The sequence below is a fragment of the Bacteroides sp. 3_1_13 genome (assembly GCF_001185845.1).
GTDB lineage: Bacteria > Bacteroidota > Bacteroidia > Bacteroidales > Bacteroidaceae > Bacteroides > Bacteroides xylanisolvens.
Map to the genome: position 1 here is coordinate 1,080,791 of NZ_KQ236955.1, position 16,847 is coordinate 1,097,637.

Sequence of the window (16,847 nt, forward strand, 5' to 3'; positions counted from 1 at the left end):
GACTCTGAAGTCGTCGTTTTTGTATATCCTTATAAAATTGAAGTATATAGGGGATCAGGGCTCACCCGATAATCATTGGGGGTATGCATAAATCTTAGCCAGTCTAAAGAGGAAGAATTTCTCATCCACTACTCCTCTTAATGCGGTTCTGAATTGTTTGATTTTCGCATTAAAGGATTCAGCCGCCGCATTAGAGGATCTTTTATTATAAAAGTTAAGAATATCATCATAATGTTCATAGAAGGTTGCTGCAATTACATTGAAAGCATGAAAGCCTGCCTCTTCCACTTTATTATACCATTTAGCCATACTCAATCTTGCCGCATCTTTGATTGTATTTTTGGCAAGAATCATTCTGAGTGAATGACATAATCCATACGCCTGTCCCAATTCCGGATATTCCTTAAAAAGAATTTTGGCTCTTTGTTTTTGTGCTGGGGTCCATTTTTCGGAGGATTTAAACAGCAGATAGCGGCTTCTTGCCAACAGTTCTTTCTTTGAATCTCCATTTTCATATCTCATAGGCACATATGATTCCCCTTTCTGCTTTGCTTCTTCCATCTCATCATTGGCTTCCTGGATTGCGTCCCAGCGGAGTTTGATACGCATTTCCTGCACTGCATCGCAAGCTAATTTCTGGATGTGGAACCGGTCTATTACACGAGATGCCTTGCGGAAACAGGAGCGGACTATTTTACGCATTGAGTCCGATAAATCAAGTGTCACTTCTTCTACACTGTCCAACAGGTGTTCGGGAATATGGCGTAAAGCCGCTATGACCGTCTCTGACTTCGTCCCTGCAACAATGGCGACAAGGCACATCTCACGACCATGCCTGTCCCTGTTGGTTACTATTGTATAAAGGTCGCCATTCGACAGGGAAGTCTCGTCAATAGCCAGATTAGGTCCAATGTTCTCAGGAAAGACAAGCCACTCTTCCGCATGGCTCAACTCTTCCCAATTACGATAACCGCTTAGCACATCCTTGTATTGCTTCTCAAAGGTAGATGCGTCAATATGATAGAAATCATCAAGCGTACGGCAGGTCACCGGGGATGTGTCCATACGTTTCTTTTAAAAAAGCCGCAAACTCCTTGGAGTAGCGGGTGCCTTCGGCGGCTATTTTAAGAGGTAGAATAAAACTCTTGCCGGTACGAATATCAACCCATTTACGGCGTCGGAGCAAAAGGATTACTTTGTGGTCGCGGATGGGGAAATCGGTGATGGAAACCGCAGGAATAAAACCTTTGGATTCAAAGTGAACATCATTACGTAAAGTATCGTACATCTTTTCATCAAGATGAATGTTAATCTCGGTATCGGTACTTTCTACCTTAGTTATATCAAACGAGGAAAGGACTTCGCTTGGTAGTACTATTTGAGCTAAAGATATTAATGCTGCTTCTGTCATATTACAAAAGTAATCACTTTAAAGAAAGCTACAAATAGTTACCCCCAAGAAATTTCGGGTGAGCCGTGATCAGCGTATATAGAATTCATTAATCTTATTTTATTCGTTATATTGACTATTTTAATGCTTATCGTGTTGGTCGTTGAATAGCTTGTGTTTTAGGCTCAGTCTGAAACCTTGGGGGATTGCGTTAAAATTCTTATTTTTGCATCATGAAAACATCCTCTTCCCAAACGATTGATCCTGTTGCTTCTTTAAGCTTGTTCTTGCCTTCAGGAATCCTTGATTACTTTACCCTAGTCAATCATGTTTCTCAGGATACTTGCTTTATTCTTTATTTAGAGGAGAAAGCCACTATTCCTGCTGAGTACTCTGATCTCCATCTTCACTCAAAAGGTTTCCTCCCTGAGATTGAAGTTCAGGACTTCCCTATCCGTGGTAAAGCCGTTTATTTACGTATCAAGCGTCGTCGCTGGGAAGATCCATCCACTGGGCAGACATATAGTCGTGACTGGAGTTTGGTAGCCACCGGTACTCGCATAACCGCTGAGTTCGGTGCTTTTTTAAAAGAATTACTTAGATAATCACGCCGTTAGCTGCCAAAGTGTAGCTGAGCATTACTGTATGGATGGCAAACAGCTTCAAAGCCAATATAAAGACCACCTGAGTGACTTCCAGAATTGGGATCAGAGAGCACATGCCCAAGAGTATATCCTTTATCCAAAGAATATGGGTTATCACCTATGTATTGACGAAACGGCTTTAAGTAAGGGAGATCTTTATACCATCTTAATAAATAGAGATAAGCGAGGTAGGAAAGGTTCTATTATAGCTGTAATTCAGGGCACTAAAACCGATGATATCATTGCGGTACTTACAAAGATGCCACAGGAGCTGCGTAATCAGGTCAAAGAAATTACACTGGATATGGCAGGGAGCATGCAAAAGATTGCCAAAACGTGCTTTCCACGTGCCATGCAGGTGATTGATAGGTTTCATGTACAAAAACTTGTATACGAAGCTGTACAAGAGTTGCGCATTACATATAGATGGCAAGTGATAAAAGAGGAGAATAAAGCTATGAAAGCGGCAAAAGAGAAGGGGGAAGTATATAAAGCAGAAGAACTCGAAAACGGAGATACACTCAGGCAATTATTGGCCAGAAGCAGATATTTATTATTTAAATCACCTGATAAATGGACCAAGAGTCAGAAAATCAGGGCAGAATTACTTTTCAAGCAGTTTGAAGATATTAAGCACGTATATTACTACTCATTGGAGTTGGGAAAGATCTTTTCCACAAACTATGACAAGGATGTAGCAAGAGCAAAGCTGGCACTATGGTATAATAAGATTGAAGAATATGGATACGATACATTCACAACAGTAGCAAACTCTATTGAGAATCATTATGAAAGGATTCTGAACTTCTTTGTGAACAGGAGTACAAATGCAGCAGCGGAAGCATTTAATGCTAAAATCAAAGCATTTAGGGCATCATTTAGAGGAGTAGTGGATATGAGCTTCTTCCTTTTTAGGCTAGCAAAGGTATATGCATGAAGGGAATTGACTAAACTTAATCCCCCAAGAATTACAACTGAGCCGTGTTTATTATAGAAGGTTCAAACTGTATTAGGTAGAAATCTCTCCCAAATCGTATTATAGTTCGTTAAAAAAGTGTACATTGCACAGATTCTGGACATTTTTGGTGGATAATTGGAACAAAATTGCAAGGTAAACCCGTTTTCTTTTGCTATTTTTGCATCGTGTACGTAAACGAAGTGCACGTAGAAAGAGAACTTATTCAATAACTATAAATAAATAAGGTATGAAAACGAACTATGAAATTCGCTATGCTGCGCATCCTGAGGATGCAAAAAGTTATGATACTACAAGAATCCGCAGAGATTTCTTAATTGAAAAGATATTTGTCCCCAATGAAGTAAATATGGTATATTCCATGTACGACCGTATGGTGGTAGGTGGTGCGCTGCCGGTAGGAGAGGTGCTGACGCTTGAAGCAATCGATCCGCTGAAAGCTCCGTTCTTCCTCACCCGTCGCGAAATGGGTATTTACAATGTCGGCGGTCCCGGTATTGTGAAAGCGGGCGACGCAACCTTCGAACTGGACTATAAAGAAGCTCTTTATCTGGGTTCGGGCAACCGTGAAGTGACTTTCGAAAGCAAGGACGCTGCTCATCCTGCCAAATTCTACTTCAACTCACTGACTGCACATCGCAATTATCCCGACCGTAAGGTGACGAAAGCCGATGCCGTAGTAGCTGAAATGGGTTCTTTGGAAGGCTCCAACCACCGTAATATCAATAAGATGCTGGTGAATCAGGTGTTGCCCACCTGCCAGTTGCAGATGGGTATGACGGAACTGGCTCCGGGAAGTGTATGGAATACGATGCCGGCCCACGTACACAGCCGTCGTATGGAAGCCTACTTCTATTTCGAGATTCCCGAAGATCATGCTATCTGCCATTTTATGGGTGAGGTAGGCGAAACACGCCACGTATGGATGAAAGGCGATCAGGCTGTTCTTTCGCCCGAATGGTCTATCCACTCGGCTGCTGCTACCCACAACTATACCTTTATCTGGGGAATGGGTGGTGAGAACCTCGACTATGGCGATCAGGACTTCTCGTTGATTACAGATTTGAAATAACAAATCCAATAGTTTTCCTAATTTAATAATAAAAAGAATTATGAATCAGTATTTGAATTTTTCTTTGGAAGGTAAAGTAGCGCTCGTTACAGGTGCTTCTTATGGTATCGGTTTTGCTATTGCTTCTGCATTCGCAGAACAAGGCGCTAAAGTTTGTTTTAACGACATCAATCAAGAGTTGGTAGACAAAGGAATGGCAGCTTATGCAGAAAAAGGTATCAAAGCTCACGGTTATGTATGCGACGTGACAGACGAACCGGCTGTTCAGGCCATGGTGGCTACGATTGCCAAAGAAGTAGGTACAATTGATATCCTTGTAAATAATGCAGGTATTATCCGTCGTGTTCCTATGCACGAGATGGATGCTGCTGATTTCCGTCGTGTAATCGACATCGACTTGAATGCTCCGTTCATCGTTGCTAAGGCTGTTCTTCCTGCTATGATGGAAAAACGTGCAGGTAAGATCATCAACATCTGCTCTATGATGTCCGAACTGGGTCGTGAAACTGTATCTGCTTACGCTGCCGCTAAGGGTGGACTGAAGATGCTGACTCGCAATATCTGCTCTGAATATGGTGAATACAACATTCAGTGTAACGGTATCGGCCCGGGTTACATCGCTACTCCGCAAACTGCTCCTCTTCGTGAGAAACAAGCAGACGGAAGCCGTCACCCATTCGATTCATTCATCTGCGCCAAGACTCCTGCCGGTCGTTGGTTGGATCCAGAAGAACTGACAGGTCCTGCTGTATTCCTTGCTTCTGAAGCTTCTAACGCTGTCAACGGCCACGTTCTTTATGTAGATGGTGGTATCCTTGCTTATATCGGAAAACAGCCGAAATAATGTAAGATAGAAGAGATTCCGATAAGGTGATAGAATGGCAAAGAGCATCCTCTTTTCATCTGTCACCTTATTTTTTATCATTCCCTTTGCAGGAGCTATAGGACCGACTTATTGGACATATATGCCCAACGTGTTGGACATATATATCCAACACATTGGATATATATAGCTGACACGTTGGATCTATATATCCAACAGGTGCGGATATAATAGCCTCTATTTACGAAGTATATATTATTCATTCAATGTAGACTAATTATGAAAAAGATATTAATTCTGTTTGCTGTAGCCTTGATGGGGTTTGCTTCCTGTGCCGACAGTAAACAGTCAATGACAATCACAGTGACCAATCCGCTGGCTCTTGAACGGGTGGGAGAGATGGTTGAAGTGCCGATGAGCGATGTTGTTGCCAAATTGAAACTGGCAGATACAGCGCAGATTGTAGTGCTTGATGTTGACGGTCAGCAAGTGCCTTATCAGGTGACGTATGACGAAAAGGTTGTTTTCCCCGCTACGGTAGAAGCGAACGGAACAGCTATTTACACTATTCAACCGGGTACACCGGCACCTTTCGATGTCGTTGCTTGCGGTAAATATTATCCCGAACGTCTGGACGACGTTGCCTGGGAGAATGATCTTGGCGGATTCCGTGCGTATGGCCCTGCTTTGCAAGCCCGCGGAGAGCGTGGTTTCGGCTACGACCTTTTCACGAAGTACAACACAACGGAACCGATTCTGGAATCTCTCTATGCGGAAGAACTGAATCCTGAAAAGCGTGCCAAGATAGCTGAATTGAAAAAGACAGATCCTAAAGCTGCCTCCGAACTACAAAAAGCTATCTCTTACCATATCGATCATGGATATGGCATGGATTGCTATGCCGTTGGACCTACGTTGGGTGCCGGTGTTGCTGCTCTGATGGCGGGTGATACTATTATCTATCCTTACTGCTATCGTACACAGGAAATCCTTGATAATGGTCCGCTGCGTTTCACGGTGAAGCTGGAATTTAATCCGCTGGTAGTTCGTGGAGACTCTAATGTAGTGGAGACTCGTGTAATCTCACTGGATGCGGGTTCTTATCTCAACAAAACGATTGTTTCATATACCAATCTGAAAGAAGCAATGCCGGTGACTACCGGACTTGTGTTGCGTGAACCGGACGGTGCGACTGTGGCAGATGCTGCCAATGGCTATATCACTTACGTAGATCCTACAACAGATCGTAGCGGTGCAAACGGCAAGATATTTGTCGGTGCTGCATTTCCTGCACAGGTGAAAGAAGCGAAAGTGGTTCTTCTTTCTGAAAAGGAAAAGAAAGAACGTGGCGGAGCCGACGGTCACGTTTTGGCTATCAGCGAATATGAGCCGGGTTCTGAATATACTTATTACTGGGGTTCTGCCTGGGATAAGGCCGCTATCAAGACTCCGGATGCCTGGAATAAATATATGGCTGAATATGCGCAGAAGTTGCGCGCACCGCTGACAGTGGCATATTGATGTGTTGAATTGCTTTTCCAATAAATTAAGCAAAGGTTTCTTTGGTAAAAAGAAACCTTTGCTTAATTTTATTTTCCTGAAAAAGAAAGAAAGTTTTTGCGTTATAACGTCTTTGAATTATCTCGTAAAAGCGTGTTGTTCGTAATATTCGTATGTTGTTCCGTCTTCTTTCTCTTTTTCACGAAGTTCATAGACTAATTCATTCTCTGTCATAGTGGTCACTGTCCACACTTCTGTGTAATTATCCTCTTCAGTGTCGATGAGAGTCAGCTTATTACCGGAGTAGCTCCATGTACCATGATAATAACTAGTACTTCCGGAAGAGTTATAGACATCTTTTTCTACATACGTACCATCTTCCTTGAACTCTATGGAATAACGGTTGGTTCCATTTACAAAATCTTCTTTAGAGTCACTTACCTTTTCACCATCTTCCCATTCTTGTGAAAGATAATACACTCCATTCCATGTTCCTAACAATAAATCGCGTGAACCGACAGCGTCATCGTCGTCGTCGCCACAGGAATAAATGCTGAACGACAGTAATACTACAACTATGCAAACAGTTGCTTTCCAGATTGTTTTCATAATAAATTGTTTTAATTGTTTGATTTTGAGATGATTTGTTTTTTAGACTCTATTTGATAATAGTTTCCACATGTCCGTTCTTGAAGAACAGGTAGAACGAGCTGGAATACATCCATTGCACTTCTCCATTTGATTCTTGAATAGTCTGCGGTTTGCCGAAAGCCAGTAGACATTCATCTTCCGTCATGCCTTTCACCGGCTTGTTGATATTGATTTCATTCCAGTGAGTAATCGGTGAAAGCTGGTTCGTTATGATGAAGTCGAACATTTTGTTCAATACTTGCGATTCAACCTGTACGAAGTCATCCATGATTTCTTTGTGAGATGCTTTCTTGCCCGGTTGTAGCTTCTCCATAGGAGTGATTTTTTTCATTATCACTGCTGATGACTCTATCCGTATATTGGAAAGATAATAAACCAGTTTGCCGTCCTTTACTTGAAACAGGGCCTTGCAATAGTAAGTATTCTTTTGGCTTGAGTCTGCCTGCGAGGCAAGTATCAGATCGCAACTGAAGTTTTTAGCCGGTACGTTGGCCTCCGCTATTCCTTCCCGTAACTGTGGACAGACATTCTTGACGATCCATAGCAGTGCATTAGCGTAGATGTTTTCGTCTTGCATATCGCTGAAAGGGGTAAATCCGCTGACTACATATTTATTGCCGTCCGCACTGACAGGATAGCTCTTTTTCTGTTCGGTGAAGGTCTGTGCTATCAGTGGGATAATTCCTACCAGTAGATACAAGATCACCAGAAATTGTCGTTTGGTCATCATATTCCGTTCTTTTTAAGAAAACAGCATCCACGGCCCTTTTTGTGAAAAGAAAAGATCGTGGACGCTGAATAAATAATATGGTTTATTGAGGTTTGGTTGTCCTTAGAAGGCAATACCCAGACGAATCATAAAGTTACTGGTCTTGAATCCGTCGGCATCGCTGAATGCATCTATAAATCCGCGTTGATAGGTAAGATCCAGATTGAAACGGTCATACCAGACTCCTACGCCGATATTCATACCTGCATCAAAATGATTGTAGTCAACCTCCATATAATCTGCATAATCACCCCAACTGATGCTTTCTCCATCTTCTTTCATTTTACTTGTGTAATCGTAACTAGCGAAGACTCCTACATGCGGGTCGATACGGACGTTGTCCGCCACAGCAAATTTCCATCCGAATGTGAACGGAGAATATTGTATGTTGTGAGCCATACATTTCGTGTCGTCCACTTTGAAACCACGGGAACCAAGTCCAAACTCCATCCCCCAGTATCCTCCTGTACTGCCTAAAGGCTTCTGATAGCCAAATGTAGCATTATATCCGATGTTTGAATCAGCTCCTTCGGCTCCGTCACCGGAGAAGTTCATGATATTCAGGCCTGCACGTAAGAACCATTGTGTGCTGCTGGCTTGCTTTTCAGTTTTGACGATTGCACTTCTGGATGATACGATTTGTGCTTGAGCTCCTACGCACAGTAAAAGTGCGGCAACCATTGATAGTACTTTTTTCATTGTTATTAATATTTTAGTGATTAATTCTTATTCTTAACGACGGGCGCTATCTGGCTTTTTCCATCTGTGGGTGATAACTTTTGTAGGCGAATCCATTCATAATCCTCTTTTGTGGCCGGATGCCAGTTGACGAAGATGCCGGGATAACCTACTACTGTGACTGTGTATCCCCCTGTTTTCTCATTATCTTCCACTTTGAAAGTGGCTCCCATGATGACATCGCAGTTATATTTGATGGTGGACAGATACGTCCCCCATGCACGGATGTTGTCAAGTTCTCCTTTCATGGCGATCTCCACTTCCTCTTTGCTTAGTGACCATTCATCCTTTATCCGCCCTTTATCTTCAAGTATTTTCACCTCGACGACTGTAGGTTTCACGCATACCTCTGTGACTGCGTCACCTGCACGTGCTTGTGCGTCACGGAATTTGAAGGTCGTTTTTTGCGCATAGGTTGCTATGGCGCAAGTCAAAACTAATGCAATTAATAAAACAAGTCTTTTCATATCTGATGAGTTTTGTTGATATGTCGCAAAGGTATGTGAAAGAAACATAACAGCAGGAGAAAACATAGTTCCAACAAGTAGACAGAAATGTATCTTATTTGGATACATTGACGGAGTTGCTATTGTTGATGTCGTTGGATAAGTCGCGGAAAAAGTCATGGTTGAGGATGCAGGATATACGCCATAGCAGATGAATGTCGATATTCTCTTTTCTGAAAATCTTGTAGACGTTGGGCCGGGTACAACATAATTGAGTAGCGAACCAGGTGACTGTGCGCCCTTGTTCGTGAAGTTTTTGTTCGATCAGCTGTCCGGCATGAACCATGTGATGACTCCTGTATACTATGTCCCTGATTCCCGCAGACGGACGGATTGGTATGTTCAGTAATGGAGAATATACAGAAAAGGCGTGGGAATCTCACCTTCGTTCGTTCTGTGTTTCAAGGCCTTCGCAATGCCATATCACCGAGAACGAACAACGCAGAAAGCCCACGCCGATATGTACAACACCCGCAGCCTCTCTTTGTTTTCCAAAGTGAGGCACGGATGTATATAGATACACATCAGGAGGACGTCTTTATTGCTGTTCATCTTTCCGGTGGGTCAAAAATTGCGAAGTTCTGAAACACAAAAGATAAACGCTTGTAAACGTCTTCTCAATATAAACGGCTCTCCCCTTTCCACCCATAAGGCTTTCTGCGGAAGAGTCCGTTGCAAATGTAGAAAAAAATATGTTTGGAGATAGCAATGTGATTAAGAAACTTTTTAGATGTAGGTTCTTTTGTCCGTTTTTTATCGTGTATCGGGCGAAATATGCTTGTGCCAGTCACGTGTAGGGTAGAGGAAGGATCTTTCGATTTTGAGCCCGGAACGGGCCTTAAACGGCAAAAGGCTGCCTCAAACATGTTCTGTTGGTTACAGAAGATGTTGCTTAGGTGGTGCCTTCCTCAGATTTGAATATTTCTTCTTCATTATCAAGCATATATTGCAAACTCTTATCAAACTCTCTCTCTATCGTTGAGTTGAGAAAATGACTCCATATGGAATTCTCTTTAGCTTATCGAAAAATCGCTTTTAGTTGTCAAAAAGACCTGCCTTTTATCCAATGAGGGTTAGGGTTCCGGGAAGAATTTAGTCAGATAAAGCATGCATTTTCGAAGTTCATAGTTTAACGGTTCATATTTCTTTTTTTGATTTAAAAAGATTACTAAATATGACTTTTGTTTAAGTATGTTGAATGACTAATAACTTGCTGGTATAGCCCCACTATGGAGGTAAGTAATGGCCAGTCGTTAGCTTAGATTAAGGGTGGGTATCATGAGATAGAATTTCATTTTTATTTTTTAACTTGGTCTTTTAACTAATTGCCTAAGTAGTTGATTGCTAGTATTTTGATTCTATATTATATATTGAATGGTGATATATTTGGCCCTTGCTTGGTCTTTGCTTGGTCTTTTTACATTTCTCCACGTCTTTTTAGTTCTTCGCAGCCGAGGATGAAAGCTTTGTTCATTAATTCATCTTTCTTTTTGTAGTCGTTTCCCAATGAATAAGAAGTTCCATAACCTTTACCTTCAGATATTAAAATTTGGTTGTCTACTAGTTGTTGAATAAACGTTCTCACTTGTTTCCGACTGAGGTGCCCATCAAATAAGTTGACGAATTCTCCCATTTTAGCCTTTGAATTTTTATTGAGATAGGATACGATTAGTGAAAAGGCTTGAGACAAATCCCAACTTGTTCTTTTAAAATATTCAACTTTGTTGTCGGTGAACTCATAATAACTTTGAGAAAGAATATAATAAGCTCCTTTCGTCTTGCCTCTTTTTTCAATGAGCCCTCTTTTTTCAAGTTTTTCTATTATTTTTCTATCCAGTTCTTTATAATCATTTCCTTGCCTTATTTTATCTAAGGCTATGATCTCAAAAACGGATAATTTTTGTTCTTCAGTCAAACTTTGTTGGACAGATTCTAAAAATAAAGCAAAAGCTTTGTCTTTAATTGTTGCAGATAATCTAAGTTCCACTTTAAACATATCGCTATGGGAATAATCGGGGGCTTCTTTTCCTTCTGATAAGGTATTTTTAAAGATTTTGTCTACTCCCTGTCCAGAACGCTCTACGATTCCGGTCTTGGATAAAACATCAGCTAGCAGTCTGTTGCGTGGAGTGCTTGGTATGGTCAAAAGGTTGTCAATAGTTACTCCTATTGGAAATCCACCAATATTGGTAATGATTAGTTTTTGTGGATATTGCTTAATTACCGTTTCGCTATTTCTTCGATAGTCACGATGTGCAATGGCGTTATTTATTGATTCGCGGATGACTTCTTCATTGAAATAAGGAATATCAAAAATATAAGGCCCATCTTTTACTTGGACTGCTCCATTTCTAGCATCAATGTCTTTCCATAATTTATCGATCATGAGATAAAAAGCCTGTCGATATACTTTTCTGTTATCGAAAGGTATTTGAGATTCGGTTGAGCGATATTCGAGCATAATGGCTGCTTGTGGAAATAGCTTTTGTAAAATACTGTCTTTCCCTAATAGTAAAATTGCAGCGTTGGTGACTTTTTTACCTTCGATTAAACCAAGATCTGATAAGATTTGTTTTTTGGGTAAGGTGAGAAAAGAGGGGTTTTTTTGCTTGAGGGCATACTTTTGTCGTAAAATATTTATTGCGTCATCATCTAAGTCGTTAATGCTGGCATTTTCGCATAACTGTTCCGAGAAGTCAGGTTCTTGTTCTTGTATTATTTTCAAGAATACTTCGTCAGACATTGGTTTTAATTCTTCTCCTACTCTCATTAGAGCAACATCTTCAAACTTGAATACTCTTCCAAAAGGTCGAGAAGGTACTTCTATTATTAAAACACGTCCTTTTTTATTTATTTCGTTTTCGTAAAGTTCATATACTATTACTCGTATTCCCGTGTCCCTATATATGTCAGCTTCTAATTGTCCTATTGCTCCTTCACACTGGCTTGTGCCTATTATTCGGTGGGGATATTTATCTTCCATACCGATAATAATAGAACCGCCTTTTTCATTACATAATGCTGTTACATAGCCTAGGATACAACGTCTACGTTCGGATGGTTTAATTCGTGAACCGCCATCATAAGCGATATTCCCATGTTCTCCTTTTTTGAATTCGACTTTGTCTTCGGATTCTTTGCAATATTTTAATTGTTCTAATGTCCACATTTTAATGACTTTTTTATAACACCTTGAATTCATACCCTTCCTCTTTCAGGAATTCAATGGCACGAGGAAGTGCATATTGCAGGTTACCATTATTCCAGGACTTCAGTGAATCATGGAAAGTGATGATGGAACCGTTGCGTGCATAGCGCTTCACATTGTTCAATACCTGTTCCGGGCGCATCCGTTTACTATAATCACGAGTCACGAGATCCCACATGATAATGCGGTAATGATAGCGCAAGGTATAATACTGCCGGAACCCCATGTGTCCGTGTGGCGGGCGGAAGAGATCGGAATGAATAATTTCGTCTACCTTTCTGGCGTTTGCGAGGTAATCCGGATTAGAATATTCAAATCCACGGATGTGGTTGAAGGTATGGTTACCGATGCGGTGTCCGTGTTCTACCACCATCCGGTATTCATCCGGGTGCTTGCGTATATTGTCGCCTACCATAAAGAAGGTAGCTTTAATATGATGCTTTTCCAATACTTCCAGTACCCAGGGAGTTACTTCAGGGATGGGACCGTCGTCAAAAGTCAGATAGACTGCCCGTTCATTCGGATCCATCCGGAAGATAGCTTGTGGATACAACGCCCGGAAAAGCCAAGGTGGTTGTTCTATAAACATGAGAGTCTGTGTTAAACAAGTATTAAGTAATAAGTATTAAGTATTATCCATGCGGAAAACATATCGGAAGCTATGGTAATACTTAATACCTGATACTTAATACTTACTATTTATTTCCCTTTCATTCTTGTCACGTACTCGTTATAAAGTTGGTCGAGCTGCGTGGAGTAATGTTTCGCGAGTTCTTCTGATTTGTATTTTTCCATTAAGCGGACTTCGGCGTCAAGCAAGCTGGCGTTGTACACGAAGTTTTCGCCGGCGATGGCAAGCTGGTTATCGTTCAGGCTAAGATACCAGATCATGTATTCGAGCGATTTGTTGGCAAGCTCGTCAATGATCTTGTTAGCTTTCTCGTTCTGTCCCAGTTGGTAATAAGATTCTGCCATTTGGAAGGCGCCGTTTGCCCAGTCGTACGGTACGTTGTATGACGGAATCATCTTTTCGGCGTAGTCGAGTGCGGCGAGTGCCTTATCCTTCTTGCCTTCTTTGATAAGCTGGCCTACGAGTTGCGTGAAGATACGGCGGTGCGTGTAGCACATACGCATCACGTTCTCATCGATATAGATACCCGGTTTGTCGATACCGCCGAACTTGAACTTGTTCATCAGGTTGTCGTACATCTTTTCGCTGTCTATCTTGCTGTCCAGTTTGTCCGTATTGAACGGTGTGAAACGATAGGCAAGACCTTCCTGCATAAAGTGGTTGCCCATGCCCAGATGGTTTTCGCTTCCTACGGTGATTGCCATATAGATAGGACGTTCCCAGTTGGCATTGGCAAGCATTTCAAGCATCATCAGTTCACTCTTGTAGAGGGCGCGTTTCGGGTTGCCGTTGGCGTCTCTAAGGGTGATTGTCATGTATTCGGGGATAGAGTCGCCCAGAGCTTCCGGTATCTTCATGCCGGAGCGGCGTACGGCTTCTTTGTCCACCTTCATTACGATGCTGTCCGTAGGGATAAGCGGCAGTTGGATATCTTTTCCAGTCTTTTTGAGAAGCTCTTTCAACTGGTCGTTCTTACCGAGCATCCAGCGGTTGATGATTTCCTTCAATTCGTATGGATTCTCACCAAAAATGGAGTGAACGAGTGATAATATGGTAGTGTCTCCCTGTGCAGCCAGTTCGTTTGCCTGTTTGAAATAGCTGTCGATAAAGGCCTTCATTTCCGTACGGATAGGGATATATTCATTTTGTCCTTCCACATATTCCACACGGTCCCAAGTGATAGGAAGCGACGGGGAATCGTAGGCCGGACGTTTCATTTGGTCGATGTACCAGTCTGTTTGCAAGTAACTTAGGTTACAGGTGCGGGCATCTGTACGGAAGCCTTCCGTTTCCTGGTTGTACCACAATGGGAAAGTATCGTTATCACCATTGGTATAGATAATCGGATTTCCTTTTTCCTGTAAGGTCATCAGGTAGTTCTGTCCGAAGTCGCGGGCAACGAAGCGTCCGCTACGGTCGTGGTCATCCCAGGTCTGTCCCGCCATCTGGATGGGGACGAACAAACAGAGCACTGAAGCCAGTGCGGCTGCCGGAAGTTCCTGCATCTTACAGTATTCTCGCAGCATACGGATGATACCTGCCACTCCCATACCTACCCAGATGGCAAAGGCGTAGAACGAACCCGCATACGCGTAATCTCGTTCACGGGGCTGTGCAGGGGTTTGGTTGAGGTAGAGCACGATAGCGATACCTGTCATGAAGAACAGGAAGAAGACCACCCAGAATTGCTGGATACCCCGCTGGCTATGATAAGCCTGCCAGAAGAGTCCGATTAAGCCGAGAATCAGCGGCAGACAGTAGAATACATTGTGTCCTTTATTGTTTTTGAGATCCTGCGGAAGCAGTTCCTGATTACCTACCAGTAAGTTGTCGATAAACGGAATACCGGTGATCCAGTTGCCATGTTCAATTTCTCCGCTACCCTGTATGTCGTTCTGCCGTCCGGCAAAGTTCCACATGAAATAACGCCAGTACATGAAGTTCAACTGGTAGGAGAAGAAGAATTTGATATTTTCCCATTGGTTAGGCATGTTCACCATTACCATTTCTCCGCATTGGTCGTAAGGAACGTCGTGTCCTTTGATGTCTACCCATTGCTTGTAGAGTGGTGCGTGTGACGAGCTGTACATACGCGGGAAAAACATATTTTGTGCATATTCGTATTCCACACGTCCGGGAAGTTCGATATAAGAGTCTTTTTCGTCGGGAGAAGTCTTTTCCTTGCGGACAAACTTGCTTCCTGCTTCCGACTGGCGCGGAATACAATAGCCGTCTTTTACGTCGAGTGCCACTTTCGAAGAGAAAGCAGGACCGTAGAAGAGCGGACGGGTTCCGTATTGTTCACGGCCGAGGTATTCGCCTAGGGTGAATATATCCTCCGGTGAGTTTTGGTCCATCGGAGTGTTGGCAGTAGAACGGATAACGATCAGTGCGTAAGAAGAATACCCGATCACGATCATCATGGTGCACAGCAAGGCTGTGTTCATGGTGCGGGCGGTGATACGCCATCTCTCTTTGATTTTAGCCTGTACACTTGGAGCAAGATAAAGTCCCAGTGCGGCAATAACCAAAATACCGATGATGATACTGCTGGCTCCGTGTCCGTAGAATGGGATACCCAGCAAAGCGATCGTCAGGATAAAGGAGATAGCCATGCGCGCTTTGTTCTTTTCGGTGTAACTTTCGTATACACCCCAAATCAGAGCGGCTGCAAGCAGAATGATATAAACCACTACGCCCGAATTGAATGACATTCCGAGTCCGTTGACGAACAACAGTTCAAACCAGCCACCTACTTTCACGATACCCGGTACGATGCCGTAAAGCACGGCTGCAACGAGCACCATTGAACCTAATAGCGCTATTAACGAACCTTTGGCGGTAGCATTCGGCGTTTTTTTGTAGTAGTATACCAATACGATGGCAGGCAGACAAAGCAAGTTCAATAAGTGCACACCGATACTCAATCCGGTCAGATAGGCGATGAGGATAATCCAACGGTCGCTGTGCGGCTGGTCGGCTACGTCTTCCCATTTCAGAATCAACCAGAAAACAACAGCGGTAAAGAGGGAGGAGAAGGCATATACTTCACCTTCCACGGCCGAGAACCAGAATGTGTCACTGAATGTATAAACCAGTGCACCGATCAGTCCGCTACCCATCACTGTGATAAGCTGTCCTTTGGTGATATTGTTTTCGTCAGTGATAACCAGTTTGCGTACCAGGTGGGTGATGCTCCAGAAAAGGAACAGGATACAGGCGCCACTCATGAGGGCACTCATGTAATTCACCATTTTAGCAACAGTTGTTACGTCGGAAGCAAATTGAGAAAACAGATTCGCCACTAGCATGAAGAAAGGCGCGCCGGGCGGGTGTCCGACTTCCAGTTTATAGCCGGTGGTTATGAACTCCGGGCAATCCCAGAAACTTGCGGTCGGTTCTATTGTCAGGCAGTAGACGGTTGCCGCAATGATGAATGTAAGCCAACCCATAAGGTTGTTTACGGTTCTGTACTGTTTCATTAGCACTATCGTAGTTTATTCGTTAAAAACAAATTATGAGGTCGCAAAGATAGTGATTTGTAAGGATAATGAGGAAGAAAGTAAGAAATATTAAGTAACGGAGGGGTGATTTACTATCTCTTTCACTCTTCCGGAAGGCGGGAACTTGTGTGTTGGCAAGTAAGGAATTTGTTTTTAGCCCTTTAATAAATGAGCTCTGATGTATTAGAGATAAACTTCCTTTATCCTGTTAGTGAACTTCTTTTGCCTTAATAACAAACTTTCTTTTCATTAATCATAAACTATAATTGCAAGCTTTGTTTTTATAATTGCAAGTTTCATTTATAAAAACAAAGCTTTCAATTTTATAAACGTAACTTGCGTTTATAGATTATTCTTACTCAAACACAACTTTGCTATTGGAGAAGCGGAAGTTTGCTATTAAGGCAGTGGAAGTTTACAATTAATAGATTAGTTC

General features: G+C 42.5%; 15 protein-coding genes. 5 read left to right on the forward strand and 10 right to left on the reverse strand.

Features of this window, described 5'->3' with window-relative positions; genetic code table 11:
• Positions 1–72: 72 nt before the first annotated feature.
• A complete protein-coding gene (locus HMPREF9009_RS03940) occupies positions 73–1,065 on the reverse strand; it encodes an ISAon1 family transposase (protein WP_182425236.1) in 993 nt (330 codons plus the stop codon).
• A complete protein-coding gene (locus HMPREF9009_RS03945; protein ID WP_049701282.1) occupies positions 1,031–1,411 on the reverse strand; it encodes an ISAon1 family transposase N-terminal region protein in 381 nt (126 codons plus the stop codon). Before HMPREF9009_RS03945 ends, HMPREF9009_RS03940 begins: the two co-directional genes overlap by 35 nt.
• A gap of 212 nt (positions 1,412–1,623) precedes the next feature.
• On the opposite strand from HMPREF9009_RS03945, the gene HMPREF9009_RS03950 reads away from it, so the two are divergent.
• The 5 genes from HMPREF9009_RS03950 (at position 1,624) to HMPREF9009_RS03970 (ending at position 6,426) form a co-directional block, all read left to right on the forward strand.
• Positions 1,624–1,995 carry an ISAon1 family transposase N-terminal region protein gene (locus HMPREF9009_RS03950; RefSeq protein WP_008640050.1) on the forward strand — a complete coding sequence of 124 codons (372 nt, stop codon included), beginning with the start codon at positions 1,624–1,626 and terminating at the stop codon, positions 1,993–1,995.
• 40 nt (positions 1,996–2,035) lie between these two features.
• On the forward strand, positions 2,036–2,971 hold the full coding sequence (locus HMPREF9009_RS03955) for an ISAon1 family transposase (RefSeq protein WP_008025715.1): 936 nt from the start codon (positions 2,036–2,038) through the stop codon (positions 2,969–2,971).
• A 268-nt stretch (positions 2,972–3,239) separates the two neighbouring features.
• Complete coding sequence (gene kduI / locus HMPREF9009_RS03960; RefSeq protein WP_049701505.1) at positions 3,240–4,082, forward strand: 5-dehydro-4-deoxy-D-glucuronate isomerase; 843 nt, start codon at positions 3,240–3,242, stop codon at positions 4,080–4,082.
• A gap of 40 nt (positions 4,083–4,122) precedes the next feature.
• The gene (locus tag HMPREF9009_RS03965; RefSeq protein WP_049701506.1) at positions 4,123–4,926 is read left to right on the forward strand and encodes a gluconate 5-dehydrogenase; all 804 of its coding nucleotides are present in this window, start codon (positions 4,123–4,125) and stop codon (positions 4,924–4,926) included.
• A 258-nt stretch (positions 4,927–5,184) separates the two neighbouring features.
• Positions 5,185–6,426: a DUF4861 domain-containing protein gene (locus HMPREF9009_RS03970; protein WP_049701507.1), complete on the forward strand. Its 1,242-nt coding sequence runs from the start codon at positions 5,185–5,187 to the stop codon at positions 6,424–6,426.
• 117 nt (positions 6,427–6,543) lie between these two features.
• On the opposite strand, the gene HMPREF9009_RS03975 is transcribed toward HMPREF9009_RS03970, so the two are convergent.
• The 8 genes from HMPREF9009_RS03975 to HMPREF9009_RS04015 form a co-directional block, all read right to left on the reverse strand.
• On the reverse strand, positions 6,544–7,014 hold the full coding sequence (locus tag HMPREF9009_RS03975; RefSeq protein ID WP_049701508.1) for a lipocalin-like domain-containing protein: 471 nt from the start codon (positions 7,012–7,014) through the stop codon (positions 6,544–6,546).
• A gap of 49 nt (positions 7,015–7,063) precedes the next feature.
• Positions 7,064–7,783 (reverse strand): hypothetical protein, encoded by a 720-nt coding sequence (locus tag HMPREF9009_RS03980; protein ID WP_008023759.1) that lies wholly within the window; start codon positions 7,781–7,783, stop codon positions 7,064–7,066.
• A 105-nt stretch (positions 7,784–7,888) separates the two neighbouring features.
• Positions 7,889–8,524 carry an outer membrane beta-barrel protein gene (locus HMPREF9009_RS03985; RefSeq protein WP_008023763.1) on the reverse strand — a complete coding sequence of 212 codons (636 nt, stop codon included), beginning with the start codon at positions 8,522–8,524 and terminating at the stop codon, positions 7,889–7,891.
• A 20-nt stretch (positions 8,525–8,544) separates the two neighbouring features.
• The gene (locus tag HMPREF9009_RS25890) at positions 8,545–9,030 is read right to left on the reverse strand and encodes a hypothetical protein (RefSeq protein ID WP_049702243.1); all 486 of its coding nucleotides are present in this window, start codon (positions 9,028–9,030) and stop codon (positions 8,545–8,547) included.
• A gap of 94 nt (positions 9,031–9,124) precedes the next feature.
• Entirely contained in the window at positions 9,125–9,355 is a 231-nt protein-coding gene (locus HMPREF9009_RS24990) for a hypothetical protein (RefSeq protein WP_049701509.1), read from the reverse strand.
• A gap of 1,131 nt (positions 9,356–10,486) precedes the next feature.
• Complete coding sequence (locus HMPREF9009_RS04005; RefSeq protein WP_049702244.1) at positions 10,487–12,238, reverse strand: ATP-binding protein; 1,752 nt, start codon at positions 12,236–12,238, stop codon at positions 10,487–10,489.
• Positions 12,239–12,251: 13 nt separating this feature from the next.
• Complete coding sequence (locus tag HMPREF9009_RS04010) at positions 12,252–12,866, reverse strand: polysaccharide deacetylase family protein (protein ID WP_004313712.1); 615 nt, start codon at positions 12,864–12,866, stop codon at positions 12,252–12,254.
• Between the two features lie 110 nt (positions 12,867–12,976).
• Positions 12,977–16,390: a DUF2723 domain-containing protein gene (locus HMPREF9009_RS04015; RefSeq protein ID WP_049701511.1), complete on the reverse strand. Its 3,414-nt coding sequence runs from the start codon at positions 16,388–16,390 to the stop codon at positions 12,977–12,979.
• Between the last annotated feature and the right edge of the window lie 457 nt (positions 16,391–16,847).

Bases quoted from the DNA above. Each gene is read 5' to 3' on its own strand.
- HMPREF9009_RS03940 (WP_182425236.1), bottom strand. From the start codon at position 1,065: ATGGACACATCCCCGGTGACCTGCCGTACGCTTGATGATTTCTATCAT.
- HMPREF9009_RS03945 (WP_049701282.1), bottom strand. From the start codon at position 1,411: ATGACAGAAGCAGCATTAATATCTTTAGCTCAAATAGTACTACCAAGC.
- HMPREF9009_RS03950 (WP_008640050.1), top strand. From the start codon at position 1,624: ATGAAAACATCCTCTTCCCAAACGATTGATCCTGTTGCTTCTTTAAGC.
- HMPREF9009_RS03955 (WP_008025715.1), top strand. From the start codon at position 2,036: ATGGATGGCAAACAGCTTCAAAGCCAATATAAAGACCACCTGAGTGAC.
- kduI (WP_049701505.1), top strand. From the start codon at position 3,240: ATGAAAACGAACTATGAAATTCGCTATGCTGCGCATCCTGAGGATGCA.
- HMPREF9009_RS03965 (WP_049701506.1), top strand. From the start codon at position 4,123: ATGAATCAGTATTTGAATTTTTCTTTGGAAGGTAAAGTAGCGCTCGTT.
- HMPREF9009_RS03970 (WP_049701507.1), top strand. From the start codon at position 5,185: ATGAAAAAGATATTAATTCTGTTTGCTGTAGCCTTGATGGGGTTTGCT.
- HMPREF9009_RS03975 (WP_049701508.1), bottom strand. From the start codon at position 7,014: ATGAAAACAATCTGGAAAGCAACTGTTTGCATAGTTGTAGTATTACTG.
- HMPREF9009_RS03980 (WP_008023759.1), bottom strand. From the start codon at position 7,783: ATGACCAAACGACAATTTCTGGTGATCTTGTATCTACTGGTAGGAATT.
- HMPREF9009_RS03985 (WP_008023763.1), bottom strand. From the start codon at position 8,524: ATGAAAAAAGTACTATCAATGGTTGCCGCACTTTTACTGTGCGTAGGA.
- HMPREF9009_RS25890 (WP_049702243.1), bottom strand. From the start codon at position 9,030: ATGAAAAGACTTGTTTTATTAATTGCATTAGTTTTGACTTGCGCCATA.
- HMPREF9009_RS24990 (WP_049701509.1), bottom strand. From the start codon at position 9,355: ATGGTTCATGCCGGACAGCTGATCGAACAAAAACTTCACGAACAAGGG.
- HMPREF9009_RS04005 (WP_049702244.1), bottom strand. From the start codon at position 12,238: ATGTGGACATTAGAACAATTAAAATATTGCAAAGAATCCGAAGACAAA.
- HMPREF9009_RS04010 (WP_004313712.1), bottom strand. From the start codon at position 12,866: ATGTTTATAGAACAACCACCTTGGCTTTTCCGGGCGTTGTATCCACAA.
- HMPREF9009_RS04015 (WP_049701511.1), bottom strand. From the start codon at position 16,390: ATGAAACAGTACAGAACCGTAAACAACCTTATGGGTTGGCTTACATTC.